The sequence below is a fragment of the Geomonas limicola genome, assembly GCF_014193675.1.
GTDB lineage: Bacteria > Desulfobacterota > Desulfuromonadia > Geobacterales > Geobacteraceae > Geomonas > Geomonas limicola.
This window is the reverse complement of sequence record NZ_BLXZ01000003.1, coordinates 73520-98809: the sequence shown is the minus strand read 5'-3', so window position 1 is coordinate 98809 and position 25290 is coordinate 73520. Positions and strand designations below refer to the sequence as shown.

General features: G+C 62.0%; 33 protein-coding genes and 1 other RNA gene. 25 read left to right on the top strand and 9 right to left on the bottom strand.

All coding sequences use genetic code 11. From position 1 onward, the window contains the following. The first annotated feature begins 130 nt into the window (after window positions 1–130). On the top strand, window positions 131–580 hold the full coding sequence (locus H7688_RS07570) for a hypothetical protein (RefSeq protein ID WP_183360470.1): 450 nt from the start codon (window positions 131–133) through the stop codon (window positions 578–580). A gap of 102 nt (window positions 581–682) precedes the next feature. On the opposite strand, the gene H7688_RS07565 is transcribed toward H7688_RS07570, so the two are convergent. The 3 genes from H7688_RS07565 to H7688_RS07555 form a co-directional block, all read right to left on the bottom strand. Next, entirely contained in the window at window positions 683–1078 is a 396-nt protein-coding gene (locus H7688_RS07565; RefSeq protein WP_183360469.1) for an Hsp20/alpha crystallin family protein, read from the bottom strand. A 42-nt stretch (window positions 1079–1120) separates the two neighbouring features. Then, window positions 1121–1567, bottom strand: coding sequence for an Hsp20/alpha crystallin family protein (locus tag H7688_RS07560; protein WP_183360468.1), 447 nt, complete (start codon window positions 1565–1567; stop codon window positions 1121–1123). A gap of 297 nt (window positions 1568–1864) precedes the next feature. Then, complete coding sequence (locus H7688_RS07555; RefSeq protein WP_183360467.1) at window positions 1865–2359, bottom strand: hypothetical protein; 495 nt, start codon at window positions 2357–2359, stop codon at window positions 1865–1867. Window positions 2360–2715: 356 nt separating this feature from the next. On the opposite strand from H7688_RS07555, the gene H7688_RS07550 reads away from it, so the two are divergent. From H7688_RS07550 to H7688_RS07530, 5 genes are all read left to right on the top strand, one after another. Continuing rightward, on the top strand, window positions 2716–3195 hold the full coding sequence (locus H7688_RS07550; protein ID WP_183360466.1) for a 4Fe-4S dicluster domain-containing protein: 480 nt from the start codon (window positions 2716–2718) through the stop codon (window positions 3193–3195). A gap of 1 nt (window position 3196) precedes the next feature. Then, window positions 3197–5005, top strand: a complete 1809-nt coding sequence (locus tag H7688_RS07545; protein ID WP_183360465.1) for an aldehyde ferredoxin oxidoreductase family protein — start codon at window positions 3197–3199, stop codon at window positions 5003–5005. Between the two features lie 272 nt (window positions 5006–5277). Then, on the top strand, window positions 5278–6498 hold the full coding sequence (locus tag H7688_RS07540) for an NAD(P)/FAD-dependent oxidoreductase (protein ID WP_183360464.1): 1221 nt from the start codon (window positions 5278–5280) through the stop codon (window positions 6496–6498). After that, window positions 6470–6790, top strand: coding sequence for a MoaD family protein (locus H7688_RS07535; RefSeq protein ID WP_183360463.1), 321 nt, complete (start codon window positions 6470–6472; stop codon window positions 6788–6790). Before H7688_RS07540 ends, H7688_RS07535 begins: the two co-directional genes overlap by 29 nt. A 2-nt stretch (window positions 6791–6792) precedes the next feature. Further along, on the top strand, window positions 6793–7470 hold the full coding sequence (locus H7688_RS07530) for a HesA/MoeB/ThiF family protein (protein WP_246329742.1): 678 nt from the start codon (window positions 6793–6795) through the stop codon (window positions 7468–7470). 12 nt (window positions 7471–7482) lie between these two features. On the opposite strand, the gene H7688_RS07525 is transcribed toward H7688_RS07530, so the two are convergent. The 6 genes from H7688_RS07525 to H7688_RS07500 all read right to left on the bottom strand — a co-directional run bounded on the left by H7688_RS07525 (window position 7483) and on the right by H7688_RS07500 (window position 13834). Further along, entirely contained in the window at window positions 7483–9981 is a 2499-nt protein-coding gene (locus H7688_RS07525) for a hybrid sensor histidine kinase/response regulator (protein WP_183360462.1), read from the bottom strand. Continuing rightward, window positions 9971–10819 (bottom strand): substrate-binding domain-containing protein, encoded by an 849-nt coding sequence (locus tag H7688_RS07520; protein ID WP_183360461.1) that lies wholly within the window; start codon window positions 10817–10819, stop codon window positions 9971–9973. Before H7688_RS07520 ends, H7688_RS07525 begins: the two co-directional genes overlap by 11 nt. A gap of 310 nt (window positions 10820–11129) precedes the next feature. After that, window positions 11130–12002 carry a bifunctional 5,10-methylenetetrahydrofolate dehydrogenase/5,10-methenyltetrahydrofolate cyclohydrolase gene (locus tag H7688_RS07515; RefSeq protein ID WP_183360460.1) on the bottom strand — a complete coding sequence of 291 codons (873 nt, stop codon included), beginning with the start codon at window positions 12000–12002 and terminating at the stop codon, window positions 11130–11132. 317 nt (window positions 12003–12319) lie between these two features. After that, entirely contained in the window at window positions 12320–12523 is a 204-nt protein-coding gene (locus H7688_RS07510; protein ID WP_198424467.1) for a type II toxin-antitoxin system HicB family antitoxin, read from the bottom strand. Window positions 12524–12731: 208 nt separating this feature from the next. After that, complete coding sequence (locus tag H7688_RS07505) at window positions 12732–13085, bottom strand: hypothetical protein (RefSeq protein WP_183360458.1); 354 nt, start codon at window positions 13083–13085, stop codon at window positions 12732–12734. Window positions 13086–13111: 26 nt separating this feature from the next. Further along, entirely contained in the window at window positions 13112–13834 is a 723-nt protein-coding gene (locus H7688_RS07500) for an XRE family transcriptional regulator (RefSeq protein ID WP_183360457.1), read from the bottom strand. A 175-nt stretch (window positions 13835–14009) separates the two neighbouring features. On the opposite strand from H7688_RS07500, the gene H7688_RS07495 reads away from it, so the two are divergent. From H7688_RS07495 to H7688_RS07405, 19 genes are all read left to right on the top strand, one after another. Beyond that, on the top strand, window positions 14010–14243 hold the full coding sequence (locus tag H7688_RS07495; RefSeq protein ID WP_183360456.1) for a helix-turn-helix domain-containing protein: 234 nt from the start codon (window positions 14010–14012) through the stop codon (window positions 14241–14243). Between the two features lie 56 nt (window positions 14244–14299). Continuing rightward, on the top strand, window positions 14300–16558 hold the full coding sequence (locus H7688_RS07490) for a Mu transposase C-terminal domain-containing protein (protein ID WP_183360455.1): 2259 nt from the start codon (window positions 14300–14302) through the stop codon (window positions 16556–16558). Window positions 16559–16640: 82 nt separating this feature from the next. Then, window positions 16641–17390, top strand: coding sequence for an AAA family ATPase (locus H7688_RS07485; protein WP_183360454.1), 750 nt, complete (start codon window positions 16641–16643; stop codon window positions 17388–17390). Between the two features lie 474 nt (window positions 17391–17864). Further along, window positions 17865–18176 (top strand): helix-turn-helix domain-containing protein, encoded by a 312-nt coding sequence (locus H7688_RS07480; RefSeq protein WP_183360453.1) that lies wholly within the window; start codon window positions 17865–17867, stop codon window positions 18174–18176. Between the two features lie 352 nt (window positions 18177–18528). Continuing rightward, window positions 18529–19155, top strand: coding sequence for a DUF3164 family protein (locus H7688_RS07475; protein WP_183360452.1), 627 nt, complete (start codon window positions 18529–18531; stop codon window positions 19153–19155). 215 nt (window positions 19156–19370) lie between these two features. Then, window positions 19371–19452, top strand: an RNA gene (locus tag H7688_RS07470) — hammerhead ribozyme type II. Between the two features lie 12 nt (window positions 19453–19464). Then, window positions 19465–19632 (top strand): hypothetical protein, encoded by a 168-nt coding sequence (locus H7688_RS07465; protein ID WP_183360451.1) that lies wholly within the window; start codon window positions 19465–19467, stop codon window positions 19630–19632. Further along, entirely contained in the window at window positions 19619–19900 is a 282-nt protein-coding gene (locus H7688_RS07460; RefSeq protein WP_183360450.1) for a hypothetical protein, read from the top strand. Before H7688_RS07465 ends, H7688_RS07460 begins: the two co-directional genes overlap by 14 nt. Before the next feature lie 126 nt (window positions 19901–20026). After that, entirely contained in the window at window positions 20027–20239 is a 213-nt protein-coding gene (locus H7688_RS07455; protein WP_183360449.1) for a helix-turn-helix domain-containing protein, read from the top strand. Window positions 20240–20241: 2 nt separating this feature from the next. Then, window positions 20242–20439, top strand: a complete 198-nt coding sequence (locus H7688_RS07450) for a hypothetical protein (protein WP_183360448.1) — start codon at window positions 20242–20244, stop codon at window positions 20437–20439. Continuing rightward, window positions 20430–21539, top strand: a complete 1110-nt coding sequence (locus tag H7688_RS07445; RefSeq protein ID WP_183360447.1) for a phosphoadenosine phosphosulfate reductase domain-containing protein — start codon at window positions 20430–20432, stop codon at window positions 21537–21539. The genes H7688_RS07450 and H7688_RS07445 overlap by 10 nt, the downstream gene beginning before the upstream one ends. 9 nt (window positions 21540–21548) lie before the next feature. Further along, window positions 21549–21977: a regulatory protein GemA gene (locus tag H7688_RS07440; RefSeq protein ID WP_183360446.1), complete on the top strand. Its 429-nt coding sequence runs from the start codon at window positions 21549–21551 to the stop codon at window positions 21975–21977. Window positions 21978–21979: 2 nt separating this feature from the next. Beyond that, a complete protein-coding gene (locus H7688_RS07435) occupies window positions 21980–22135 on the top strand; it encodes a hypothetical protein (protein WP_183360445.1) in 156 nt (51 codons plus the stop codon). Further along, window positions 22132–22578 carry an HI_1489 N-terminal domain-containing protein gene (locus tag H7688_RS07430; RefSeq protein WP_503826605.1) on the top strand — a complete coding sequence of 149 codons (447 nt, stop codon included), beginning with the start codon at window positions 22132–22134 and terminating at the stop codon, window positions 22576–22578. The genes H7688_RS07435 and H7688_RS07430 overlap by 4 nt, the downstream gene beginning before the upstream one ends. Next, window positions 22571–22942, top strand: a complete 372-nt coding sequence (locus tag H7688_RS07425; protein WP_183360443.1) for a hypothetical protein — start codon at window positions 22571–22573, stop codon at window positions 22940–22942. Before H7688_RS07430 ends, H7688_RS07425 begins: the two co-directional genes overlap by 8 nt. After that, window positions 22936–23517 (top strand): Mor transcription activator family protein, encoded by a 582-nt coding sequence (locus H7688_RS07420; RefSeq protein ID WP_183360442.1) that lies wholly within the window; start codon window positions 22936–22938, stop codon window positions 23515–23517. Before H7688_RS07425 ends, H7688_RS07420 begins: the two co-directional genes overlap by 7 nt. Window positions 23518–23762: 245 nt before the next feature. Beyond that, a complete protein-coding gene (locus H7688_RS07415; RefSeq protein WP_183360441.1) occupies window positions 23763–24434 on the top strand; it encodes a glycosyl hydrolase 108 family protein in 672 nt (223 codons plus the stop codon). After that, a complete protein-coding gene (locus H7688_RS07410; protein ID WP_183360440.1) occupies window positions 24434–24607 on the top strand; it encodes a hypothetical protein in 174 nt (57 codons plus the stop codon). Before H7688_RS07415 ends, H7688_RS07410 begins: the two co-directional genes overlap by 1 nt. Before the next feature lie 20 nt (window positions 24608–24627). After that, window positions 24628–25173, top strand: coding sequence for a hypothetical protein (locus H7688_RS07405; protein ID WP_183360439.1), 546 nt, complete (start codon window positions 24628–24630; stop codon window positions 25171–25173). Window positions 25174–25290: the final 117 nt, after the last annotated feature.

Below are 25290 nucleotides of genomic sequence, written 5' to 3'. Positions count from 1 at the left end.
GTCAAAAGGTCGGCCGTCTTTAGATGATTCAGCCCCTTGTTTTCGCCCGAGATGGATGAGTTGTCAGCGGCAACGCCGGCGCGTACAATGAAGCAGGGAGCTAAAAGACAGGAAGTAACAGGAGGTCACTATGGGCGGGATAACCAGGGTTGTGGTGCTCGTGGTGGTACTTTTGGCCGGGTGCGTCAGCAACCGCGAGGCGGGAGGGCGCTACCAGATGGCGCAGTACCCGCTGCACTACCGGCAGTTTGACGTCGACATCGCCTACCAGGTACGCAACGTCGGGTCGCAGACCCTGGTGGACGGGATGGTGAGAAGCCTGCGCTACCAGTACCTGGATGACGGAGAGGTATGGGTGGCGGCGCTGGGGCCGAGTGGCAAGGCGGAGGCCCGCTCGGTAAGCTACCTGCCGCACGAGGTGAGACAGGGGGAGGTCGCTTCTTTCAGCGTACAACTGCCGGTACAGGTAGCCCCGGGGAGCACGCTGCGCTTCACCTACAAGTACCGTGGATCTGACGGAGGGGACGAGAAGGGAGAGGAGAGGATGCAGAGTTTCGATGCGGTGGTGCCCTCCCGCTAGAGGCGATACCCGCGCACTGGGGGGCGACTGGCGCGTCCCTTGGCACCCCGCCGGTCCCAAAACCGGCAGGGTGCTCGAGGGAATGGTCGGAACGGGAAGCGTTTAGCTGACCACCTGCACTTCGATCTTGCGTGGTTTGGCCGCCTCGGCCTTGGGGAGGTGCAGGGTGAGTACGCCGTTATTGAGTTCCGCCCGCACCTTGGCCTGGTCGATGACGTCAGGCATCTGGAACTGGCGGAAGTACGGGGCCCACTCGAACTCGCTGTAGATGGGACGGCCCGGCAACTGCCGCGACACCTCCGCCTTGATGGTGAGGATCCCCTTGTCTACGTTGATGTCGAGGGCATCCTTGTTGGCACCGGGGAGGTCGGCGGTCAGCAGGAGCCCGCTCTCGTCCTCGACGATGCTTACCGCCGGACGCAGGAAACGCTCCGGTGCCCGGGTTTCTTCTTTGCTGCCGTGCTGATTGATATCGTGGGAAAGGCTGTTGGTTGTCATGTTCGGTTCCTCCTGTGTGCTCCGTGGTCTGTTACCGGCCGTTTAGGCCACCTTCACGTCGATCCGGCGCGGCATCACGTGTTCGGCTTTGCGCATGGTGATCCGCAGGACGCCGTCGCGGTACTCCGCAGTGGTACGGTCCGGGTCGATTTCGGTGGGGAGGTCGATGGTCCGGCTGAACCGACCGGAACCCAGTTCGTTGCGGTGCACGACCCCCTTCACGTCAACAGGCGACTTGCGGGCACCGGCGATGGTGATGGTCTCGCGCAGCAAGGAGAGCTGCAGTTCCCTGGGATCTACTCCCGGAAGCAAGGCATCGAGGCAGATCTGCCCTTCATCTTCGCTCAGGTTGACCAGCGGGAAACGCCTCCCGGAACTGGGCGACAAAAAGGTGGTGGCCAACGGCCTGACCATCCCGACGCCTCGAAAAGCCTCGTCCATCTCCCTTCTCAGATTGTCCAATTCGTTGAAAAATCCCCAGCTTGCCATGTGGATTACCTCCTTTCGTGAGCTGACTTCTGAGCGGAATGTAATCATCATTTTTGTGCTGTCAAGGGTGGGCCTGCGTCTTCGCTGCACTCCACGCCCGCTCGACCTGGCTAGGAGGAAAAGGTCGGGAAATCGGGGCTTTCAGCTGCGACTCGGCGGCCTGCCGGGCGGCGGGCCGAGACAGGGTGCGGGGCGCAGCGGTGAATCTTTGGTCTGAGGCAATGGGCAACGACGGGAGGGTGAGGACGCTATCCCGGTGCCGGATAAGGAGACTCCGGCACCGGGGGATCGGGACGATCAGGGATGGCGGGGGACCGGGAGGCAGCCTTCTTCTTCCAAGGCCTTGAGGTAGTCCTTTCTTAGCTCGAGAAAAGCCTGGGAAAGCCGTTCGATGAGCGTCTTGTGACTGCAGCCGACCAGTTCCAGCAGACCGTTCTCCTTGCTGGCAATGGCCCGTTCCAGTTGTGCAGGACGGTGGTTCACCTCGACGTGGGTGTGTCCCTGGGCCCAGCTCACCAGGCTCACCATGGCGTCGGCCACGAAGAAATCGATGTCGTAGACTGCTACCACCAAGGGATGTTCCTTCAGTTTGAATACCACCCGTACCTCGGGATAGGGGAACTCGATCCCCGGCAGATGATCTGGTCCGCCGTTGTGCATCGCGGCCACCGGCAACACCTCGATGTAGCAGTCAAGCAGCAGAGAGTCCACGTTGATCGGGATCTGGGGCAGAAGCTTCGACGCTGCCCGGGCAAATTTCTCACCATGTTCTAAATAAAGTGCAAGCTGCATAAGAATCACCTGCTTTCAGTAAAGGTGCCAGACGAGGCTGGCAGCTGGAGGAGCCGCTCTCCGCCCTTCCGCGCCTATCGGGGGCGGGCTACCTAAAATATACTTTGTTCTGAAAGAGTTTCAAAGGCACCCTCAGCAACAGCCGGTATTACCTGATGCGCCACCGTTTCTGGAACTGGGCAGGATCAAGCATCTTGCTTGCTGTCAATCGCTTTCTTGTCATTCTCTCACACTCGCCTCAGATATTTTCTTTCATGACAAAACTTGCCAGGTACTGACTGCGGATTATACTTTGCCAATGTTTTTTGCAGTCTGAGTTGTTCTCTGTGCCATGTCAACGTGCCAAGGAGGTCTACATGCAAAAGCTCATCCGCATCGAGCCGTCGAAATGTGTCGGCTGCAAGTCCTGCGAACTCTCCTGCTCATTCAAGAACACCGGAGAGTTCGCACCCAGCAGGTCCCGGATCATCAACGAAGTCTTCCTGGAGGAGGCGCAGTTCATCACGGTGACCTGTATGCAGTGCGACGACCCCTGGTGCCTGAAGGCGTGCCCGAAAGGGGCGATCTCCAAGCACGCCCAGACCGGCACGGTTTCCGTGGATGAGCTCAAATGCGTGGGGTGCCGCACCTGTGTATCGGCCTGCCCCTTCGGGATGATCAAGTACGCTCCTCTTAAGGGGAAGGCCGACAAGTGCAACCTGTGCGGCGACGACTTCCCGGAGTGCGTCGCCTTCTGCCCCACCGGCTGCCTCAAGTTCTCCGAGGAGGACACGCCGCTCAGGGAGAAGGTGCTCAAATTCGTGCGGACCATGAAGGCCGGCCAAGGGGAGGTGTGATATGGGCTACGGATGGAACGGAAAGATTCTGCGGGTGAACCTCACCACACAAAGCTGCCAGGTCGAACCGCTCAATGAGGAGTGGGCCAGGGATTACGTGGGTGGGCGCGGCCTGGCAACCAAGTACTTGTGCGAAGAGACCGACCCCCAGGTCGACCCCTTAAGCCCGGAAAACAAGCTGATCTTCGCCACCGGTCCGCTCACCGGCACGTACGGGGCGGCCAACGGCCGCTACATGGTGGTGACCAAGTCGCCGCTCACCGGCACCGTGGCCTGTTCGAACTCCGGCGGCTATTTCCCGAGCGAGCTCAAGTACGCCGGGTTCGACCTGATCATCTTCGAGGGGAAGGCGCCCAAGCCGATGTACCTGAGGATCTACAACGACAAGGTGGAACTCGCCGGGGCGAACCACCTCTGGGGTAAATCGACGAGCGAAGCGGAGGACCTGATCCGCAACGAGTTCCACGGCGACGCCAAGGTGGCGCTCATCGGGCCGGCCGGGGAGAACCAGGTGCACTACGCCTGCATCGTGAACGACAAGCACCGCGCCGCCGGGCGCAGCGGTGTCGGCATGGTCATGGGGAGCAAGAACCTGAAGGCCGTCGCGGTGCGGGGTACCGGTGGCGTCGGGGTGGCCGACCCGGCCGGTTTCCGCGAGGCGGCTCGCGAATGCTACCGGATGTTGCGCACCCATCCGGTAACCAGCCAGGGGCTTCCCGCGCTGGGGACCGCGGTCCTGGTGAACATCATCAACCAAAGCGGTGCGCTCCCGACCCGCAACTCGCAGTCCGGAACCTTCGATCATGCCGAGGATATCTCGGGAGAGCGGCTGGCCCAGACCTACCTGAAGCGCAACAAGAGCTGCATGGGGTGCATCATCGGCTGCGGGCGGGTCACCCAGCTCTCGGACCCGCGCTGGTCGGGGAGCGGCGAGGGGCCGGAGTACGAGTCGCTCTGGGCGCTGGGGGCTGCCTGCGGCGTCTCGGATCTCGCGGCCATCACCCAGGCCAACTACCTGTGCAACGAGTACGGCATGGACACCATCACGGCGGGGTCCACGGTCGCCTGTGCCATGGAACTCTTCGAGCGTGGCCTGATCAGCGAGGCCGAGGCCGGGATGCCCCTCAAGTTCGGCGACGGCGACGCGATGGTGCGCCTCATCGAGCAGGCAGGGAAGGGGGAGGGGTTCGGCAAGAAGATCGCCCTGGGCTCCTACCGGCTCGCCGAAAGCTACGGTGCTCCCGAGTTCTCCATGAGCGTGAAGAAGCTCGAGTTCCCGGCCTACGACGGTCGCGGCATCCAGGGGATGGGGCTCGAGTACGCCACCTCGAACCGCGGCGCCTGCCACGTGCGCGGCTACCTGGTCTCCCCCGAGATCCTGGGGGTGCCCGAGAAGCTCGACCCGCAGGCCATAGAGGGTAAGGCGGCCTGGGCCAAGGGGTTCCAGGACGCGACGGCGCTGGTCGATTCCGCGGGGGTCTGCCTCTTCACCACCTTCGGCATCGGCGTCCCGCAGGTCGGCAAACTGTTCAGCGCGGCGACCGGGAAGACCGCAGATGAAGCGGCGCTGATGGAGGTCGGCGAGCGGGTCTGGAACATGGAGCGGGTCTACAACCTGAAGGCGGGGATCGATCCCAGCCAGGATACCCTCCCCAAGCGGCTTTTAGAAGAGCCGCTGCCGGACGGACCGATGAAGGGGGCGGTCGCCCACCTCGGCGAGTTGCTGCCACAGTACTACAGCGCGCGCGGCTGGGACGAGAAGGGGATCCCGACCGAGCAGAAACTGAAGTCGCTGGGGGTTACCAGCTAGGGCCCCGGCGGTGGACAAGAGGGGCTTCGGGACTCGCCAGGGCGGCACTGCGCGCCGTGACTCCCGAAGCCCCGCACTTTTTTTGGTTCTCCGGTAATCACGAGATGCTGTCCTACCGGGTCAGAAGGACAGGGTAAGGGGGAAGGTGCCAACCTCGTTGCCGATGGCGGCTTCACCCACCCAACCCCCTCCCATCAAGGGAGGGGGGATGATTCACAAACGCCAGGAAGAACCAGTTTTTCAGGTGTGAACCGTCATTCTCAGGAGCCTGCATGCAGCACTTCGACATCGTCATCATCGGTAACTCGGCGGCAGGCCTGCAGGCGATCCGTACCCTGCGGCGTCTGGACCGCCGGGTTTCCCTTGCCCTCATCGACCGCGAGCCGCGGCCGGCCTACTCGCGGGTACTGACCCCCTACTTCGTGGGGGGAAAAACCTCCAGGGATAACCTGTTCATCGTCGAGGAGAGCTTCTACGGCGAGATGGGGGTGACACCCCTGCTCGGCGCGACCGCAGCATCCCTCGACCCGGAGCGGCACAAGGTCCGCCTGACCGATGGCCGGGAGATCGGCTTCGGGAAACTGTTGCTCGCCACCGGCGGCGAGGCGCGCCCCCTGAAAGGCGCCACCGAACGCGTCTGCACCTTGCGCCACCTGGCCGACGCGGACCGCATGCGCGCCCTCTCGGCTTCGGCGCGCTGCGTCACGGCCCTGGGCGCGGGGCTGGTGAGCGTACCGGTGCTCTCGCACCTGGCCCCGGGTGTGGAGCGTCACCTGCTGGTGGGGAGCGACCGGGTTTTCAGTCGTCTCATGGATGCCGAGTCGGCCCTGCTCCTCGAGGAACATTTCGCCCGGGCCGGGGTGCAGCTACACAAGCGCGACGACGTGGTAGAGATCAATGAGGGGGAGCGCCTGGAACTGCGGCTTGCCTCGGGGATCACCATCCCAAGCGACCTTCTGGTGGTGGGAAAAGGGGTGCGCCCGAACACGGATCTCGCCCAGGCGGCGGGGCTTTCCTGCGTAGACGGCGTACGCATCGACGACTTTTGTCGCACCTCGCATCCCGACGTCTATGCCGCAGGGGACGTGGCCGAAGGCAAGGACCTGGTGACCGGCGAGCCGACGGTCCAGGGGAACTGGATCACCGCGGTGGAACAGGGGGAGCACGCGGCGCTCAACATGCTGGGACTCTCCTGTGCCTACCGGGGGAGCCTCAAGAACAACACCACCGAGGTCTTCGGGCTGGAGGTGGCGGTCCTCGGTTACTGCCAGGACGACGCGGCGCAGACGGTTTCCTGGGGCAGCCGTTTCTCCGGGCGTTACCGGAAGGCATTTCTGGACGAACAGGGGAGACTGATCGGGGCGAGCCTCATCGGGGAGACCAACGATGCGGGCGTCTACTACCAGATGATCCTCGGCCGGATGCGGCTTCCCAGCCGGCGCATGCTCGAGGGGGAGGGGCGCCATGCTGCCATCCAGCAGTACCTCGGCTGAAGCGTTTCAGGTACGGGTCCAGATCTTCGGGCTGTTGCGGCTCATGCTGAACGGTCTGGAGTCACTGGAGGTCCGCTGCGCCCCCGGCGAGACGGTCGGCTCGCTCCTGGAGAAGTTCCAGGCGGCACTGGCGCAACCGGTAACGCACAAACTCCTGACGCCGGAGGGGGAACTTTGGGTGGGGACCATCATCCTGGTGAACCGCCGCAACGTCCTGCACCTTGAGGGGCTGCAGACCCCGATCCAGGCGGGGGACGTGGTGGCGCTCTTTCCTCCGGGCGCCGGAGGGTAACCGTGCAGAACCTGGATACCGAACGCTACGCACGGCAGCTCCCGTTGTGGGGTGAGGCAGGGCAGGAACGGCTGGCCCGGGCCGCCGTGCTGGTAGCCGGGGTGGGGGGGCTGGGGGCGACCCTGAGCCAGATCCTGGTTCGGGCCGGGGTGGGGCAGCTTTACCTGGTCGACCAGGGGACGGTGGCGCTCAGCGACCTGCAGCGGCAGAGTCTCTACGCGGAGTGCGACCTGGGGCGGGTGAAGGTCGAGGTGGCCCGGGAAAGGCTGCTCGCCATCGACTCCTCGGTAACGATCGAGATCGATCCGGGCTGGATTGAGGACGGCTTCCAGGCCCCTGGGGGAATCGTCGCCGCCGTTGACTGCCTCGACAACTTCGCGAGCCGCTTCGCACTGTACCGGGCGCTCCCCGCGCGGTGCTACTTCCTGCACGGCGGCGTGGAGGGGGGCCAGGGACAGCTCCTCACGCTCCTGACCGGCTCTTCGCAACCCTTCGAGGAGATCTGCGCCGGTTGCCGCCAACCGGTCGGAGCGATCCCCGTCGCGCCGGAGAGCGTCTTCGTCCTGGCGGGACTCATGGCGGGGGAGCTCTTTCGCTGCCTCGCCGGTAATCCTCGCCTGCTGGACCGCTTCCTGGTAGTCGACCTCGCCGCACTTACCCTCTCGTTTCTCGACGTCTGAAGCGTCCCCCTTTTAACCTGCATCGAGCACCTCGCGCACCTTGCCCGCCAGTTCGCCGAGCGAAAAGGGTTTCTGCAGGAAGCGGATCCCGGGCTCCAGCACGCCGTGTGCCTCGATGACGCTTGTCGCGTACCCCGACATGAACAGGTGCTTGAGGCCCGGGACGAGCGCGCTTAACTGCTGGGCGAGTTCCTTGCCGTTCATTTCGGGCATGATCACGTCGGTGAGCAGCAACTGGAACTCGCCCTGGTGCTCCCGTGCGAGCGCCAGGGCCTGGCGCGGCGACTCCGCCGGCAGTACCCGGTAATCGAGGCTGACCAGCATCTGTCGGGTCATCTCCAGGATGGTCGGCTCGTCCTCCACTACCAGGATCGTCTCGGTGCCGCAGCGCGGCCGGCCGGCCGTTTCGGACTGGCTGGTGGTGGCGAGGTTCCCGGCGTAGCGGGGGATAAAGATCTCGAAGCTGGTGCCGTGCTCCGGACTGCTCTCGACGTTGATGAAGCCGTTGTTCTGCTTCACGATGCCGTAGACCGTGGCAAGCCCCAGACCGGTTCCCTTGCCGACCTCCTTGGTGGTGAAAAACGGCTCGAAGATGTGGGGGATCAACTCGGGATCGATGCCGTGCCCGTCGTCGGAGACCGCCAGGCGGACGTACTCCCCGGGGGTGCACCAGGCGAGGCCGGAAAAGTAGTCGGTGCCAAGCGAACGGTTACCGGTCTTGACCGTGATGGTGCCGGTCGACTCGATGGCGTCGCGGGCGTTGACGCAGAGGTTCGCGAGGATCTGGTCCACCTGTGAGGGGTCCACCTTCACCGGCCAGAGTCCGGCCTCCGGCTGCCAGTCGAGCCGGATATCTTCACCGATCAGCCGCTTGAGCATGTTGATCATGCCGGCCACCGTGGTGTTCAGGTCCAGGATCCGCGGCTCGATGGCCTGCTTGCGGGCAAAGGCGAGCAGCTGCCGGGTCAGGTCGGCCGAGCGCCGGGCGGCGTTGAAGATCTCCTGGAAGTTGCTGTAGAACGGTTCGCCGGGTTCCAGTCGTACCAGGGCCATGTTCGCGAACCCCTGGATCACGGTGAGCATGTTGTTGAAGTCGTGCGCCACTCCCCCCGCCAGCCGACCGATGAACTCCATCTTCTGTCCCTGCCTGAGGCGCGCCTCGAGCCTGGCCTTTTCCTCTTCGTTTTTCTTGCGTTCGGTCAGGTCGATGTCGATGAAGAAGATCTCCAGGGGCCTGCCCGGGAGACGGACGCTTACCTGGCTGGAGAACACCGCTACCGGGGTGCCGTCGCGGCGCACCAGGGTGAACTCGCCGGCCGGCAGGGGCTCACCCGACTGCCGGATCCTCGAGAGTGCCGCCGCGGTCTCCCTGGTGCACTCCTCCGGGACCAGGTCGAAGAGGCTCCTGCCGAGCGCCTCCGCTGCTGGGAACCCGTAGAGTTCCTCCGCGGCCCGGTTCCAGTACTGGGTGGTGCCGTCGGCAGCGTAGCCCCGCACCGCCACCTTCGCCACGTCCTGCAAAAGGTTCCGAAAGCGGGCCTCGCTCTGGCGCAGGGCCTCCTCCATCTCCTTGCGCTCGATGATCTGCTGGGTGAGGTCTTCGGCGAACAGGCGCAGCTCCTCCTGGGCGCTCACCTGGCTGGTCACGTCCTCGATGGAGACCAGGAGGTTGAGGACCTGGCCTTCCACGACAAACGGGGTGATGGCGCAGTTCACGTAGAGCTCGCTGCCGCCGCGGGTGGTGAGCTTCGTCTCGAAGTTGGCCACCGCCAGCGCCGCGCCGGTCACCTCCTTAAGCTGCGCGCGCACCCGTCGTGCATCGCGCCCTTGGAAAAACCAGATGAAAGGGCGCCCGATGAGTTCGTCGTGGGACCAGCCGCTCAGGGCCGAACTGTGGGCGTTGCCGGCGGCGATGCTGCCGTCGGGCTCCAGCACCAGGACCGCGTGCGGACCGTTCTCCAGCACCTTCTCGAGAAACTCCCGACGCTGGCGCTCGGCCAGCACCACGCGCCGGAAGGCGAGCTCCCAGAGCAGGAAGAAGAGGAGCGCGCCGAACGAGAGCCCCGCCAGGGCCACCAGTGCGGTGGCGACCAGGGTGGGAAACAGCGACCGGCTGATCTCCACCCGTCCGATCGGCAGCCTCCCCTCGTAGAGATCGCAGGACCGGGTCATCACCGGTGGGGCGAGCTGGTTCACGCTCTCGGCGACCACCCGGTGCCGGCCGTCGAGGATCCTCCGGGTCTCGGCGTGGCCGAAACGGGGCCGCCGCGACAGCAGCTCGTGCAGACGGGTCTGCTCGAAGCGCCACAGTTCCGGGTTCGTGTTCACCACTCCCGAGATGATGGTCGCGTTGATCTCGGCCTCGGTCTCCAGTTCCGCGCGCATGTGGGTGTAGGAGATGGCGAAGTACCCGCCGGGGAGAATCACGGCAACCAGGATCGACACCGTGAGGCCGATCCCGAGGTAGGTGTGCCGGGCCCGCTCCAGGTTGCGGTTGATTTTATTTATCATGGCCGGAACGGGGGAGCAGGTTTCCGCTCGTGGCCAGGATGCGGCGCCCGGCAACGGAGAGAACGAATTCCTGGAAGAGTCGAACTGGTGGGCGTGGCGTGGGGTGAGTGGCCAGGTACAAGGTGGTAAAAAGGGGGTAGCGGCCGGCGTTCAGGTTGTCGAGGGTAGGGGGAACTCCGGAGTACTTGAGCAGCTTGACGGGTTGCTTTTCGGTGATGATCTGGGTGAGGGTCGCCGTACCGAGTGCCCCCGGGATGGTGGCGACCGCATCGGCGCAGTCCTGGTCGGTGACCGCGATCGTCGAGGCCCGGTTCAGGCGCGCACTGCGCAGGGCCGGCTCGACTGCGGCGGAAAGCGAGCTCACCTGCCGGGAGGCGATGTCGGTCTCCGGCCGGAGCACCAGGCGGATCGGCTTGCCGTCCGGCCATTTCTCCTGTTTGCCCAGGTAGATCTGTTCCAGTTCGGCTGGGGTGATCCCCTCCAGGCTCACCCCGCGGTGGGTGATGAAGACGAAGGGGGTGCGGGCGTACTCAAGGGCGACCAGGCCGTCGGAGCGCTCCCCGGAATTTGGAGGACGCGCGGTGAGCGCGATGTCCAGGGCCCCTTGGGAGAGCGCCAGGAGGGCACCGCTACTGCCGAGGCTCGGAAATACCTGGATTCGGATCTCCGGATGCTTCTTCTCGAAGCTGGCCGCTACGAGTTTCATGGTGCCCAGGCTTGCGCCGGTCCCGCCCACCTTGACCACATCCTGTGCCGCGGCGAGCGAAGCCGGCAGGAAGCAGAACAGCCACAGCACTCCACAACACTTGGACATCCTGGTACGCATCGGCAATGCCACCTCATCCTCCAGTAGCCATCCATTACAGTAAAATACCAGTACCGAGACGAGAAAAACCGGGTATTAGGCTGAGTGAAATTTCTTTTCAGCCTTACCTTTTAGTTAAGTTCCGATAACCTAGCAAATGCACATGAGCAACGCAATATCTTTTGAATTAAGTTATATATATTTGTTGTTGCCAATACTGCCTGCTCGAGCTGGACCAGGTCAGGCGCCTGGTGCGCCGTTAAACGAAAAAGAGGAGGTGCCGGTCGAGCCGGCGCCTCCTCTTTTGTTATCCGTAGCCTCCCTGCGCGTCAGTCGCGCCGGATCAGGCCAGGTTGAAGTTGTTCTGGTAGGCGTACAGGGTGTTGATCATGAGCGCCGCCACGGTCATGCGCCCGACGCCTCCGGGGACCGGGGTGATCCACTCGCACTTGGGTGCCACCGCGTCGAACTCGACGTCGCCCACGAGCTTGCCGCTCTCCAGCCGGTTGATGCCGACGTCGATGAGGGTCACGCCGTCCTTCACCATGTCCGGGGTGACGAAGCCGGGGATCCCCACGGCGACGATGACGATGTCGGCGCGCCGGGTCTCGTCGAGCAAAAGCTCGCGCGGGGTCTCGATGTGGGTGAGGGTGACGGTCGCGTTGCCGATCTCGAAGTCGTTGGAGAGCATGATGGAGATCGGTTTTCCCACGATGTTGGAGCGGCCGATGACCACGCAGTGCTTGCCGGCCACCTGCACCTGGTAGTACTGCAACAGCTTGCAGATGCCGTAGGCGGTGGCGGGGCGGAAGGCCTTCTGCCCTAGGGCCATCCGGCCGAAGTTGGTCGGGTGGAAACCGTCGATGTCCTTGGCCGGGTCGATGGCGTTGATCACCAGCTGGGGATTGATGTGCTTGGGGAGCGGCAGCTGGACGATGAGACCATCGGTGGAGCGGTCCTCGTTGATCTCCTGGATCAGCGCCAGGATCTCCTTTTCACTGATGCTGGCGGGAAGCCGGATCAGGTTGCTTTCAAAACCGGAGAGCGCGCAGGAGGTGATCTTCGATTTAACGTACGACTCGCTCGGGGCATGCTCGCCGACCAGGATGATGGTCATGTGCGGTTTTCGGTGCCCCGCATCGATGTAGCGCTTCACCTGCTGGGCGATATCGGCCACCAGGTACTCCGCGCATTTCTTTCCGTCCAGAAGTTTCATATCCAGTTCCTTCCTTATAGTTGCGATCTCCACTTTGTATCACAAAAGAGCAGCAGGCTCAACGCTTCAGGCACTGATCCCCCAGATAGTAAGGACGACGGGCGCGCTTGCCTTCAAACGAATAGCTGATCAGGCAACGTCGTGCTGTGGTGAGCGTGGAGCGGGAAGGGGAAGCAACCTCGACCGTCTGCTTGATATCTCCAGTCAGTTTCCCTCCTCGAGATATCAGCAGACTCAACGGGTCGTGCGACCCTGGGCGGTCCAGGCAGGAACGCCTCGGTCATGGAGTCGTGGTTCGGCGTCGTTAGGACACCTTGTCAAAGCGCCAGAAATGTATCGTCGACGAAGTGAAACCGGATGCTCTCCGGGGCCTTGCCCGGTTTGAAATGGAGCCGCAGCGCATCGCGGATGTTCGCTTCCAGTTCGTCGAGGGTTTCGCCCTGGGTGACGATGGATTCCTGCAGGCTGATGGCCTGGAACCCCCCCGGCGCGTGTTTTACTAAAAAGAGTACCTCTCGCATCACCGGTTCCTCTGGTAACAGCAGCTGTCGCGTGCTGTCACCAAGCTAGAGCTATGGTACTAGAAAGATTGAAGGTCGAATTGTGGAACTTGTGGAAATCTTGGGCGAAAATTGGGGAAAAGGTAGGAAAGAGTTATTCAAGTAAATTTGCACCTGTTTTTAGCCTGGTCGAACATCCGCCGATTATTTGCGCGTGATTTGGGACTGGCTATTTAAACGCCTGCAGGCTCTGTTTGCACAGCTCCATGTTGTCGCTGTAGTCCTGTTGCCGCCGCTGATTCAGCTTCTGTCCAAGCGGATCGGGTCGCCGGGAGTACTGCTCCATGCTGGACCACATCGCCGCTGCAGAGTTGGCCGCAAACGAGCACGCCCCGGCCTGAGTGAACAGCGCCTCGCCCTTGGCAGCAAGCCGCTTGTATGCCTCATTCTGCTCGCGGATCGTCTCCGGTGTCCTGGTCGCCAGGATCTTCTTGCTCGCCTTCACCGTATTCTCCACATCCCGGACAAAAGCCGCCGCCTCTTTCTTGGTTGGAGCTGCTAAAACAGTTGAAGAACAAAGCATTATCGCGCATAAAACTAGAGCTGTCCTCATCCTCTCCTCCCGTACCAGACTACCCGACCGACGACGTGCAGCTGCTCCACCAGGTCTCCCCGGACCGTCTCCGGCTCGTAGGCCTGGTTATCCGACTTGATCACCACGGTCCCGTCTATTTTCCGCTGTATCCTCTTCACCAGAAGCGATCCCCAGTTCTGCAGCACATAGATGGCGTTCGCCTCGAACTGCTTATCCGAGGTGTCCACCATCACGATGTCGCCATCCGAGAGCGTCGGCTCCATCGAGTCGCCTTTAACGCTGATTAAAGCAAGGTTCTTAGCCGAGGCACCCAGAGCCGTCTTGATCCAATCTGGCTTGAACTGGATGTAGTCCACAATCTGCTCGTTGGCCACCAGGGCGCCGGCACCCGCGCTAGCATGCACGTCATAACGGGCAACCTTCACATACTCATCTGGCCCCAAGCCCTCCTTCTGGATCGCTACGCTTTTCAAAGAAACGCCTTCAGCCGACCGGTAGCCGGTCTTCTCCCGCAACTTGGCTCCTTCCCCAGTCAGCAACCAGGCCGGATCTATCTCAGGAAACGTCTCAAGCATCACTACCAGGAACTCCGCATCAGGAACGCGCTCCCCACGCTCATACTTACCCAGGGTGTTCTTATGGACTCCCAGTAGCTTCGCCGCCTCATCCTGGGACGTTTCCCCCCGCACAGATTTTAACCGCTCACCTATCGTCATAGCACTCATTCGTGTTTTCAACTTCCCCTCCAAACTTGAAAAACAAGTTGAAAACAAACCTCCAGTTTTCGAGATCACATCAATTCATTGAATTTACAGAGTTTTTTAAGTTAAACCCCAAATGGGTTCCGAGCCCTAACTCGAAAAACGCATTTGGGTGTTGACAGGCACTCGAACGAGGTTTATAAGGGTTGTCATGACAACCAAACGCGTGCCAAAAAAACCCGAGGAACGTCGGGTCTGGATCAAAGGTCAACTTGAACTTGTCGGAAGCTCTTTCGCCACCATAGCGCGGGAGCAAAAACCCGAGGTCAGCCGGCAAGCTGTGCGTAAGGCTCTTGATAAGCCCTCCAGGCGAATGGAGCTTGCCATTGCCGAGAAGATCGGGCTCCCGCCAGAGGACATCTGGCCGGAGCGATACCGGGCGTAATGTATCAATAATCGCGCTTGATTGCACCACTTTTAATGGACCCTTAGGGGGCACAGATGGACCACCCACAACACTATACAGCGAAAGAACTTGCAGGCCTTCCGGGCCTGCCGGGCACCGAACAGGCGGTCAATTATCGGGCGAGAAAAGAAGGCTGGCCTTCTGAAAAGCGCCCCGGTAAGGGTGGCGGCCGGGTCTACCCGCTTTCGTGCCTGCCGAAGACAACCCGCGATCACCTCCAGGGCGGCATGATCGAAGCGCATGTTGACGCAGTCTGCCAGCTCCCGGCCATCACGGCCCAGACCCTTCCCGTCGTGGCTGAAAAAACCGCGACACCAGCGGTCACCGAACTGAAGCGGTTCCAGCGCGAAGCCATGGATGCCCGCGTGTTTTTCATGCGGCTCATCGAGCGGGCTGTTGCCACCGGTTACGGCGTCAACGAGGCCATCCAGCGCGTCGCCGACGAGGCCAAGGCCGGTACGCTTCCGCCTGCAGCCCTGAAACAAGCCGAGCGTGCCAATGCCCGCAAAAGCGAGGGGCGCAGCCTGTCCTTCGGTGGCATGAAAAAGTGGTGGGGCGCCTGGGTCGAGTCCGGCAAGAACCCGGTCGCCCTGGCACCTAAAACAGTGGAGAAACTTCCCCAAAGAACTTTAGCCGACTGGGTCCGTGACTACAACGGGCGCGCCAATTTTGTGTGCCTCGCCCCTGGCATACCTGGCTGGCTTCCGTACTTCCTGGACGAATACCGCAGGCCGTCCAAGCCGAGCGCCGCCGAGGCCCTACGCAGCATGAAACGCCGCTCCCCCGCCGGGCTTGAGATCCCGTCTTACGACCAGATCGCCCGCCTGATGAAGAAGATCCCCGCCATCTACCTGGAGAAGGGCCGCATGACCGGTGCCGAGTACAAGAGCCTCATGGGCTATGCCGACCGCGACTCCTCCGAGTATCCGCCCATGACCATCGGACAGATCGACGGCCACAGCTTCAAGGCCTACGTCGCACACCCGACGACCGGCGCCCACTTCCACCCCGAAGTATGCGGCGTCATCTGCCTCACCACCAAGGTGCTGGTTGGCTGGTCAGCGGGCCTTGCGGAAAGCTGGCGCACCGTCGCAGACGCATTCCGCCATGCCTGCACCGTCAACGAGTCGAAGCCCTGGGGCGGCGTCCTCGCGATCCTGGAGCCGGACCGTGGCGCCGGCAACATGGCCAAGGTGAACAGCGACGAGTGCTTCGGGATCATCGGCCGCATCGGCACCACCTTCCTGCCGCCGGAGAAGGGCGGAAACCCCCAGGGCCATGGCGGCATCGAGCGTAGCAACCAGTCCATCTGGATCAGGGCCGCGAAGGACCTGCCGACCTACACCGGCAAGGACATGGACCGCATCGTCAGGAAGCGGGTCTACCTGAAGCTGGAGAAGGATCTGAAAAAGGCGACCACCGCCGGCCAACTCGGCCAGGTCGAGAAAACCTCCGAGCTGCTGCTCTCCTGGCGCGAGTTCCTCGCCTACCTGGAGGACTGGGTCATCCGCTACAACAATACCCCGCACAGCGCCCTGGCCAAGATCACCGCGCCCCCTCCGGGTGAGCCTGACGGCAAGCCGGTCCGCCGCCACATGACCCCGTTCGAGGCATGGGCTCAGGCGGTATCGGATGGCTGGAAACCGACAGTCTACGAGGGCGACATGCTGGAGCACCTCTTCATGCCTCACGAGCGGATCACCGTGAAGCGCGAGCGGTTCACCCTGCACGGCAACACCTACCACGCCTACGAACTCTGCCGCTGGCACGGCCAAGAGATGATCGCGGCCTACGACATCCACAACGCTGAAAACGTCTGGGTGCTCGACCTGGAAGAGCGCCCGATCTGTGTCGCCAAGTGGAACGGGAACAAGCGCCACGCGCAGCCGGTGTCCGTAGTCGAGAAGGCCATCATGGACCGCGAGAACAGGCGCGGCAGCAACCTGGAGCGCAAGCTGGAAATGGTAAGGGCCGAGGCACAGCGCGACACCATCGAGGTCGCGGCGACGCACCACGAGCTGCCCATCGAGCTGCTAGCCGGCGAGGAGATGCGACGCCAGAAGGTGGTGGACCTCGCCGAGTCCCGCAAGCTGCGCGACGTTTCCAACCCGCTCGACGTCTACTTCATGATCCTGGATCGGATCAAAGCCGGAGATGCCACCGCTTACCAGCTGCAGTGGAAAGAGGACTACGAGTACTGGGACAAGACCAAGAAGAAACTGGGGCTGTTCAAGGACGACGAATACTGCCTGAAGGACCCGGCAGACCAGGTAAAGACCGAGACCGAGCAATAAGAAAAGCCGCTCGGTGTTGCGATCACCGGGCGGCTTTAACTACCCCTTAATGGGGAATTCAATGAGGGAGGAAATATATCAGATGAAACACGTAACGGTAAAGACCAAAGACGTCCGCAGGTTCGACCAGGGTATCTACGATTTGCTCAACCGCTCCAAAGGCGTGGAGGGCCAAGGGGTAGTCTGGGGGCCTCCGGGAGTCGGTAAAACCACCGCCCTGACGCTGCTGGCCAACGACTACGACGCCGTGTACATCCGGGCGCTCGGCTGCTCCACGGTCACCTCCATCCTGGGCGACCTCTGCCGTTACCTGGGCGGGGAGCGCAAGTGCCGCCGCACCGACATGGTCGAGTACATCGTCACCAAGCTCACCAAGGGGACCTCCGGCGAGCCGACCCCCGAGCCCCGCCCGATCATCGTCGACGAGGCGGACTACTGCATCAAGCAGTTCGACATCATGGACAGCCTGCGCGACATCTACGACATCAGCGGTTGTCCGGTCATCCTGGTCGGCATGGAGGACATCGCCCGCCGGCTGCAGGAGAACGGCCGCTTCGCCCGGCGCCTGACCCAGTGGATCGAGTTCCGCGGGCTCGACCTGGACGATACCGCTCTGGTCGCCAGCGAGTGCTGCGAGGTGAAGATCGCCCCGGATCTCATCGAGTACCTGCACACCCAGACCGTGGGCAACGTGGGCCGCATCAAGATCGGCCTCGACAAGATCGAGAAGTTCGCCAAGGCCAACGGCCGCGACCACATCAGCGCATCGGAGTGGGGTGACCGCCCGCTCTACTTCGACCAGCCCACCTTCAGCAAGAAGAAGCGGGCCTAGTCCGGCGTAGAGAGACAGAAACACAGAGACACCTGCAATCAGAGTAGTTAGGGGGGCCAATGTTTCAAAAGAGTGAGCAAACGGTGAATGACGCGCTGCGCCGAAATGTCTGGCGCAGCCTCTTAATAATGAGAAAAGCAACCGTCTCCGAGTTGCTCGGAGTCGTCAGAGAACTCTCCACCAGGAAGGCGCGAGCCCTACTGCGCGAGCTGGAAACCCACGGTTACGCGGGCCGCACCCTGCGAAAGGGTCGCCCCGAGTACTTCCAGGCCGTAGACAGCCCCAGCCTCCCCACCCTTTGTGCCCACTGCAACCGCCCATTTAGCAGCAAAGCCTGCTCGAAGAAAGAGACAAAGAGAGACAGACAGAAAGAGAGAGAGAGACAGCTGACCATGGTACCCACGACCACCCCCAAATCCCCCGCCGCCGCAGCCGTCGAAACCACCGTCCCTAACGTGAGCCTGGAGGTGAACCATGACGCAGCCTGACCGCATGGAGCTGCTGCGCTCCCGCTGCGCAGATCTCGGGCAGGCCGAGGTGGCGCGCCGGCTGAAGTACTCCCCCTCTGCCATCAACCAGGCCCTGAAGGGCACCTACAAGGGCGACCTCTTCAACCTGCTCACGCGGGTGGAGGAAGTGTTCGGCAGCACCATCGTCGATTGTCCCTGCCTCGGCAAGATCACCCTGGGGAAGTGCGCCGCCAACCGGCGGCTCCCCTTCATCACCGTCAACCCGGCCAGGGTCGCGCTCTGGACGGCCTGCAGAGCATGTGAGGAAAAGCAATGAGCGTTTACAGATCGATTAAACGGCTTTTCAAGCGGCTGAAGCAGCAGCAGATCGGGAACGTTGAGCAGCGCCTGAGCGACCACCGGACCGTGGCAAGTGCTCTGCGCATGGCTCGGAGCATGACACAGCAACGCCTGACCGGTTCGCCTCTGGCGAGAGGGGAGGGCTAGATGGAGGGGATCAACAAGCGCGGAGAAGTGGCTGGCACCGGCCCCCAGTGGGCTTGCCGCAAGTTCGGGCAGCCCGATCACGACTACTACGACTGCCCGGATTGCAAGAGACGGTTTGAAGTTCACCTGGAAGTCAGGGCCACAAGCCTCGGCGATCACCAACAGAGACAAGGAGCAAGAGCATGATCGAAGCAACGCAGATACCTGAAGGATTCAGAGAGAACGCCAAGGGCGCGCTGGTGCCCGTCAAAACCATCCGGGAGTCGGACCTGGTCATAGACCAGTTTGTCTCCGGCGCAGCTGCCGAGTGGCTCGCGCTGCAACAGCAGATGCGGGAGTTCAAGGAGCAGCTCTTCGCGGACTTCAACGCGCTCCTCGATCTGATCGCGGAGAAGTACCACGTCAAGAAGGGCAAGAAGAACGGCATGAAGGGCAACGTCACGCTGTTTACCTTCGACGGTAAGTACAAGCTCCTCGTGGCCATCAGCGACGCCATCACCTTCGGGCCGGAGCTGCAAGCGGCTAAAGCCTTGATCAGCGAATGCCTCACGGTGTGGACCGAGAACTCTGGCTCCGAGCTGAAGACCATTGTAAATGCCGCCTTTGCGGTCGACTCCCAGGGACAGGTCAACGTCGGCCGCATCCTCTCCCTGCGCCGCTACAGCATCGACAACGAGCAGTGGCGCCGTGCCATGACCGCCATCAGCGACGCGATCACGGTCGTTGGTTCCAAGGAGTACGTGCGGCTCTACCAGCGCAACGAGGTCGGTGCCTACCTGCCGATCCCGCTCGACATCGCATCACTCTAAGAGAAGGGGGAGTAAAGCCATGAAAGTACGGATAACTGACAAGCACGGCCGCCCGTGCTGCCCACTGTCGGAATGCGGAATCACGGTGGGGGAGGTCATCCCCCACACCTTCAAGGACGGATCGAGCGATCCAATAATCATGATCGCCCCCCCCCAATAGGTGGGCTCATGAGAGCAGTATCAAGCGGTTTGGGTTCCAGCTCATTCCGATACCTTAGCGAAACGATCATTTTGCCGACACCGGCAAGATGATCGTCATCTGGAGGTGGCGCTCCAGGTCTGATGATGCAGCCAACGAGGAGAATGGATATGGACGCAAAGCTGAGCCAGTTGGAGCCGCAGGAAAGCGCGTTCTTCCGGCGTATCGACCGGGATCTGGAAAGAAGCCGCGAGCTGCGCCGCGACCTCCATGCCCTCCTCATCGACGTGCGCCGGGCCAACCAGCGGCAGCCGAGGAACGACGATGCCCTGTCATAGCGAGTGCAAGTACCACGGCTTTCTGGGGCTGGAGGAGTGGTGCCGCCACCCGGAGCACATCGAGCCGCTCAAGCCGGCTCGCCAGTTCGCCATCATGGCCGCCGGTGGCAAGTGCGCCAACTGGCTCGCCTGGGAGGCAAAGGTGATGCCCCACGAAACTCCGAGCTGGCCGATGCCCGTTGTCATGCTCCAGATCGTGGCCGTATTCGCCGTGTATCTGCACCAGGTAAGTACCTCGCAAGCCAGCGGGGAAAGGAGCGCAGCATGAGCAACGGACAAGACTTACTCGTGTTCCTGATCATTTGTCTGTGGTGCCTCACCATCCGCAGGCCGCGCAACTGAAAGCCGCGTTTTATACGCATTGCGTACAAAAACAGCAAAGAGAGTACACGAAATGACACCAGAACAGCTTAAAGCCAGCCGCCGCCAGCTGGGTCTGAACCAAGCCGAGATGGCCCAGCAACTGAGGACTCCCTACCGCACCTACCAGGACTGGGAGCGCGGCACCCGCCGCATCCCCGGCGTGTGCGAGGTGGCCGTCGAACTGCTGGTCAAAAAGGACAGGTGGGTCATGCAGGCAATCACCGCCAAGCTGGCCAGGGGGTAATCATGGCTCTGAAACCGACATGGTTGGTCTACCTCAAAATGGGGCAGGAGCTGTCGAGGCATCTGGATACGAACTGCACCTATGAGGAGATCGGCGCATGCCTTGGAGTCTCCAAGCAAGCAGCTCGCGCTGAGACGCTGGTCGCCCTCGGCAAGCTCGCCTACCAGCTCAAGAAGATGTGGGGTAAAGAATGCGGGTAAGCATAAAGGTGGAGAGATTTCAGGTGACTGCACCTCCACAAATAAGGGCCTTACTTTTCGCAGGCGCCCCGGTTGCCATCGGGGTTTCTGGCGGGAAGGATTCCAGTGCGGTTGCCCTCAGGCTCGACGAGTACCTCAACGAGATTGGGCACACCGGATCGAGACTGCTGATCCACAGCGACCTCGGAGTGGTCGAGTGGCAGGACAGTCTCCCGGTCTGCGAGAAGCTTGCCGCTAGGATGGGATGGGAGCTAGTGGTGGTACGGCGCGCAGCCGGCGACCTCATGGACCGCTGGGAGACCCGCTGGAAGAACAACGTCAAGCGGTACGAAACCATGGCTTGCGTCAAGGTAATCCTCCCCTGGAGCACGCCGGCCATGAGGTTCTGCACCAGCGAGCTTAAGACTGACATCATTTGCGCGGAGCTAAAACGCCGCTACCCCGGCCAGGAGATACTCAGCGTCACCGGGATACGGCACGCGGAGAGCGCCCAGCGGGCAAAGATGCCATGCATGCAGGCGCAGCCAAAGCTGCTGGCAAAGACTAAAGGAACCGCCGGCTGGAACTGGAACCCGATCATTGAGTGGCCGACCGAGGACGTGTACGACTACCTCACCAGGAAGAATGAACCACTCCACGAGGCATACACCGAATACGGCTGCAGCCGAGTGAGCTGCAGCTTCTGCTTCATGGCTGGTCTGGAGGACCTGGTCGGCGCCGCCAGTTGCAGCGACAACCAGGACACCTACCGCCGCATGGTGGAGCTCGAAATCACCAGCACATTTGCCTACCAGGGAAACCGCTGGCTTGCGGACGTCGCACCCCAGCTGCTCACCCAGGACCAGAAGGACCGGCTCGCCAAGGCGAAGGAGGCTGCAGCAATCCGCGTTCAGGCAGAGGCACGGTTAGAAAAGCATCTTCTCTATGTTGCGGGGTGGCCGACGGCTGTTCCGACGTGGGAAGAAGCCTCGATGATTGGAGAGGTTCGCGTAGCTGTAGCAAAGGCTTTAGGGCTCAACGTGAGCTATACCTCGCCTCAAAGCATACGTGAACGCTATGAGGAGCTGATGCTTAACAAGCAAGAGAAGCTAGCAGCCTAAGGAGCTACTATGGCAACCCCCGCCCAAATTAAGAAGATCCACGCGCTCAAGGGCGCCATGGGGATGGAAGAGACCGAGTACCGGAAGCTTCTGGCCGATCCTCCCTTCAAGGTCAAAAGCTCCACCAAGCTCTCTACCCCCAAGGCTGACGAGTTGATAAAGGACCTGGAAGAGAAAGCCGTGGCCATGGGCGTCTGGGAGAAGAGGAAGCCGGCGCGACGGGCCAAGACCGCGACCAAGCTTGCCGACGACGAGCAGTCTAAGCTGATCCGCTACCTCTGGTTCCAGCTGCACGAGACAGGCAAGGTAAAGAACCCTGCCGAGTCGGCGCTGCTCGCCTACGTGAAGCGCATGTCGGGAGTGGCCCGGCTCGAATGGCTCGAAGTAAAAAAGGCTTCAAAGGTCATTGAAGCCATGAAGAAATGGCTGGGGAGGTAAGTATGAAATTCTTTTTGACAACCGCAGGGGCGGTTGCTCTTTGCGTCTTAGGCCAGACATTAGTCGGATGGAATTGGTCAGTTGAAGATCAGTTCTTCGGTGGCTATGCCACCGCGTTCATCGTCTCCGCGTATCTCAAGATGGCGGATACCCTATGATCCTGCACTGCCCCTGTTGCCACGCCCAATACAGCATCGAAGCCCTGACCCAGGACGCCGCCGCCCGCGAGCTGCTCGGCATGCGCGGCACTATGCCGCCCAGCCTGCTTTCCTACCTGACCCTGTTCCGGTCCGAGAAGCGTGCCTTGAGCTTCGAGCGCGCCCTGAAGCTGGCCAAGGAAGCCCTCCAGCTCTCCGCCGATCCGGCGCAGCTGGAGGCGGCCATGGCCGAGACCGTCGAAGCCATGCGCACCAAGCGGGAGCAGGGCCAGGGCACCGCCCTGAAGAACCACAACTATCTCAAGAAGGTGCTGGGCAGCACGCCGACCGCCTCGGCTTCTACCTCCGCCCTGGTCACTTCCGATGATAGCGGCGCGCGCCCGGCGGCCCGGTCCAAAACGGCCAGCGCCATCGGCCGCCTGGAGAACTGGAAGCGTGGCTGATTGGATCAAAGCTGAGATAGCCCATGGCCTGCAGGCGCTCCTCTCGCTGAGGCTCAAGAACACCCCCGCCGAGGACATGATAGAGCTGACCGCCGATATCTGGGTGCGAGCCTTCATGCACCGACTCGGCCGGTCCAGCATCGAAGCGATTGACGCTCCGCGTATCCAGGAAGGCTTCGCGCAGACCTTCCCCCGCGTTCGGGAGTGGCCGGCGCCGGTCGAAGTAATGGACCGCATGCCGGCCCGGCCGGAACGGGCAAAGCTGCCCGCACCGGAGCCGACAGCAGAGCAGCACCAGCAGAGTGTAGAGCGCGTTAAAGCAATGTTAAACGACCTGGTTCAGAACTGGGGGAAAGCATGCTGATCATCGACCATTACCCGGAGACCCTCCGGGACATACATGACAAGATCCTGGACGCCATCAGCGGAGACGAAGTCACCTCCACCGATGCCGCGATTGCCGTGCATGTCACCGAGTGGATCAGGCGCAACTGGGGTGCCCGCACCCTTACCCGCAAGTGGTGGGGGATGCTGAGGGGTGAGGTAGACGGGGACCAAAGCGGCACCCTGGTTGAAGTCTCGGCAGATCCGGTCGGCTCGCTGCGCGGGCGCGAACTCCGCGCCGCTGCCTGGGTCATCCTTTCCGGCAGCCGCGCCATGTGGATCGAACAGGGCCGGCGCGGTATCTGCGAGGTCGCTAGCCTCATCGCGGTCACTGTCGAAGCGGAATGGACCCGGACCACCATCTACATTCCCTCTGGCAAAGAGGTCGACCGCGCCATCCGAGACGCGCACGTCTGGCGAGCCTTTGGGGGCCTTGCTGACATCGACGGTGTCATCTCGACCTTCAGGCTTTCCCAGCGCCAGATCTACGACATAGTCAAGCGGGTCCAGGGTAAAAGGGACCGCCAAGAACAGCCGGTTTTGCCCGGCTTTTAAAAACCCTTTGACACCTGCTGCCTGAATGCGATACAAGGCACAGTTGATTGCCAAAAAGCCCCTACTCCTCACGGTTTAGGGGCTTTTCTTTTGGCTGAACCGCAAACGACCACCCGCCCAAATTCCTGTAAATTCCCCCTTGTCATGCAGCCAATCTGATCGACCGCCCAGGTTCTTCTCCTTTCCTGGGCGGTCCCTCTCATCCGAAATCCCAACAGGGTGCTCCCCTAACTACGAGGTGACACATGGCCGAATTTCTGCCAGCGCATCGGGCAACCATGAGCGATGAAGGTGGCTACGCCAATAACCCATCCGATCTTGGCGGTGAGACCTACAAGGGAATCACCCGCAACTTTTGGGGCCACTGGCTCGGATGGATTCAGGTCGACCAGGCTAAGGCCGCCGTTGGCCCCATGCCCGTATATGGCTCAGCCGGATATGCACTCTGGGTCAAGCTGCTCAACAGAAAGCTGTCCAGTGATGCCTCCCTCCAAGACCAGGTGGGGGATTTCTACTTCCGTAATTTATGGACCGCCAACCTGCTGAACCAGGTCAAGGACCAGGCCGTGGCGACCTGGCTCTATAACCACATCGTCAACGGTGGCGGGCGTGGCGTGATGTGGATGCAGCTTGCCGCCAAGGTCACACCCGACGGCGCCATAGGTCCCAAGACCGTCGCTGGCATCAACGCGACCCCGTCCGTCGAGCTGCTCCGCCGGGCTGAGGACATCGCCGGAGCCTACCGTCTGGACGTGGCGCACAAGAACCCCAGCCAGATCCAGTTCCTCAGCTCCTGGCTTGAGCGCGACGGCCAGCCGCCTGAGATCATCGCCCTGGTCAGAGCCGCTGCCCGCGACGGTCGCCTGGACGATGGTGAGGTGGCCCAGCTCAAAAAGGCCATGGAGGCGGCCGGGTAATGAGACCGTTCTTGCTTGCAGTAACCCTCATTTCCCTCGCCGGATGCGGCGGTCGCCTCACCGGATACAACCTGAAGGCGACCCTCGGCCATACAGACTACCAGGACGGCAACACGTCCATTTACACCGGAGCCAGCATCGACGCTCATTTTGACGTGCTGCCGGCCCGTTAACCCCAGACAAGGAGCTTGAAATGAAGAAACTGATGCTGGCCTGTCTCACCCTGGTTGCCTTAGTGGTCGCTGCCTGTACTCCCCTCTTTGCCGCCGATCTGCTGCCTGCACACGCACCGGCGGCCGTTTCGTCCGGGAACGTCTTCACGACCTTCCTGCAGCAGTCGGTGTTCCCGATCATCACGGCGCTGTTCATGGGAGCAGTGAGCATCTTCCTGAACCGGCTCGGTCAGAAGTACAAGGTCGAAGCCCTGACCCAGAAGAACAACATCGTAGAGCAGCTCGCCTACCAGGGTATCACCAAGGCCGAGGAGTTGGCCGCGAAGTACGCCGGCTCCAGGGCGGTTCTCTCCGGTCAGGACAAGCTGAGCGTTGCCGTCAACCACATCCTCTCCGTCATGCCCTCGGTTACCAGGGAGCAGGCGGAAAGCATGGTCCACGCTCTGCTGGCACAGATCCCCGGTCTCGGCGCCAGCGGTGACACGGCCATCGAGCGGTACCCGATGCCCACGGCCGCCTTGGCGATCCCGGCCGTGCCCGAACCCGAATCTGCACCGGCCGCCTAGTGACCTCCGCAACCATCACTGCGATTCTGTCGCTCCTCGCCTACCTCTTGCCGCTGATTGTCGAAGGCGTCAAGGGGTGGCAGGGGCAGCAGAAGGGAGCCGACCATGAAAAGAATA

Bases quoted from the DNA above. Each gene is read 5' to 3' on its own strand.
- H7688_RS07570 (WP_183360470.1), top strand. From the start codon at position 131: ATGGGCGGGATAACCAGGGTTGTGGTGCTCGTGGTGGTACTTTTGGCC.
- H7688_RS07565 (WP_183360469.1), bottom strand. From the start codon at position 1,078: ATGACAACCAACAGCCTTTCCCACGATATCAATCAGCACGGCAGCAAA.
- H7688_RS07560 (WP_183360468.1), bottom strand. From the start codon at position 1,567: ATGGCAAGCTGGGGATTTTTCAACGAATTGGACAATCTGAGAAGGGAG.
- H7688_RS07555 (WP_183360467.1), bottom strand. From the start codon at position 2,359: ATGCAGCTTGCACTTTATTTAGAACATGGTGAGAAATTTGCCCGGGCA.
- H7688_RS07550 (WP_183360466.1), top strand. From the start codon at position 2,716: ATGCAAAAGCTCATCCGCATCGAGCCGTCGAAATGTGTCGGCTGCAAG.
- H7688_RS07545 (WP_183360465.1), top strand. From the start codon at position 3,197: ATGGGCTACGGATGGAACGGAAAGATTCTGCGGGTGAACCTCACCACA.
- H7688_RS07540 (WP_183360464.1), top strand. From the start codon at position 5,278: ATGCAGCACTTCGACATCGTCATCATCGGTAACTCGGCGGCAGGCCTG.
- H7688_RS07535 (WP_183360463.1), top strand. From the start codon at position 6,470: ATGCTGCCATCCAGCAGTACCTCGGCTGAAGCGTTTCAGGTACGGGTC.
- H7688_RS07525 (WP_183360462.1), bottom strand. From the start codon at position 9,981: ATGATAAATAAAATCAACCGCAACCTGGAGCGGGCCCGGCACACCTAC.
- H7688_RS07515 (WP_183360460.1), bottom strand. From the start codon at position 12,002: ATGAAACTTCTGGACGGAAAGAAATGCGCGGAGTACCTGGTGGCCGAT.
- H7688_RS07510 (WP_198424467.1), bottom strand. From the start codon at position 12,523: ATGCGAGAGGTACTCTTTTTAGTAAAACACGCGCCGGGGGGGTTCCAG.
- H7688_RS07505 (WP_183360458.1), bottom strand. From the start codon at position 13,085: ATGCTTTGTTCTTCAACTGTTTTAGCAGCTCCAACCAAGAAAGAGGCG.
- H7688_RS07495 (WP_183360456.1), top strand. From the start codon at position 14,010: ATGACAACCAAACGCGTGCCAAAAAAACCCGAGGAACGTCGGGTCTGG.
- H7688_RS07490 (WP_183360455.1), top strand. From the start codon at position 14,300: ATGGACCACCCACAACACTATACAGCGAAAGAACTTGCAGGCCTTCCG.
- H7688_RS07485 (WP_183360454.1), top strand. From the start codon at position 16,641: ATGAAACACGTAACGGTAAAGACCAAAGACGTCCGCAGGTTCGACCAG.
- H7688_RS07480 (WP_183360453.1), top strand. From the start codon at position 17,865: ATGACGCAGCCTGACCGCATGGAGCTGCTGCGCTCCCGCTGCGCAGAT.
- H7688_RS07475 (WP_183360452.1), top strand. From the start codon at position 18,529: ATGATCGAAGCAACGCAGATACCTGAAGGATTCAGAGAGAACGCCAAG.
- H7688_RS07465 (WP_183360451.1), top strand. From the start codon at position 19,465: ATGGACGCAAAGCTGAGCCAGTTGGAGCCGCAGGAAAGCGCGTTCTTC.
- H7688_RS07460 (WP_183360450.1), top strand. From the start codon at position 19,619: ATGCCCTGTCATAGCGAGTGCAAGTACCACGGCTTTCTGGGGCTGGAG.
- H7688_RS07455 (WP_183360449.1), top strand. From the start codon at position 20,027: ATGACACCAGAACAGCTTAAAGCCAGCCGCCGCCAGCTGGGTCTGAAC.
- H7688_RS07450 (WP_183360448.1), top strand. From the start codon at position 20,242: ATGGCTCTGAAACCGACATGGTTGGTCTACCTCAAAATGGGGCAGGAG.
- H7688_RS07445 (WP_183360447.1), top strand. From the start codon at position 20,430: ATGCGGGTAAGCATAAAGGTGGAGAGATTTCAGGTGACTGCACCTCCA.
- H7688_RS07440 (WP_183360446.1), top strand. From the start codon at position 21,549: ATGGCAACCCCCGCCCAAATTAAGAAGATCCACGCGCTCAAGGGCGCC.
- H7688_RS07435 (WP_183360445.1), top strand. From the start codon at position 21,980: ATGAAATTCTTTTTGACAACCGCAGGGGCGGTTGCTCTTTGCGTCTTA.
- H7688_RS07430 (WP_503826605.1), top strand. From the start codon at position 22,132: ATGATCCTGCACTGCCCCTGTTGCCACGCCCAATACAGCATCGAAGCC.
- H7688_RS07420 (WP_183360442.1), top strand. From the start codon at position 22,936: ATGCTGATCATCGACCATTACCCGGAGACCCTCCGGGACATACATGAC.
- H7688_RS07415 (WP_183360441.1), top strand. From the start codon at position 23,763: ATGGCCGAATTTCTGCCAGCGCATCGGGCAACCATGAGCGATGAAGGT.
- H7688_RS07410 (WP_183360440.1), top strand. From the start codon at position 24,434: ATGAGACCGTTCTTGCTTGCAGTAACCCTCATTTCCCTCGCCGGATGC.
- H7688_RS07405 (WP_183360439.1), top strand. From the start codon at position 24,628: ATGAAGAAACTGATGCTGGCCTGTCTCACCCTGGTTGCCTTAGTGGTC.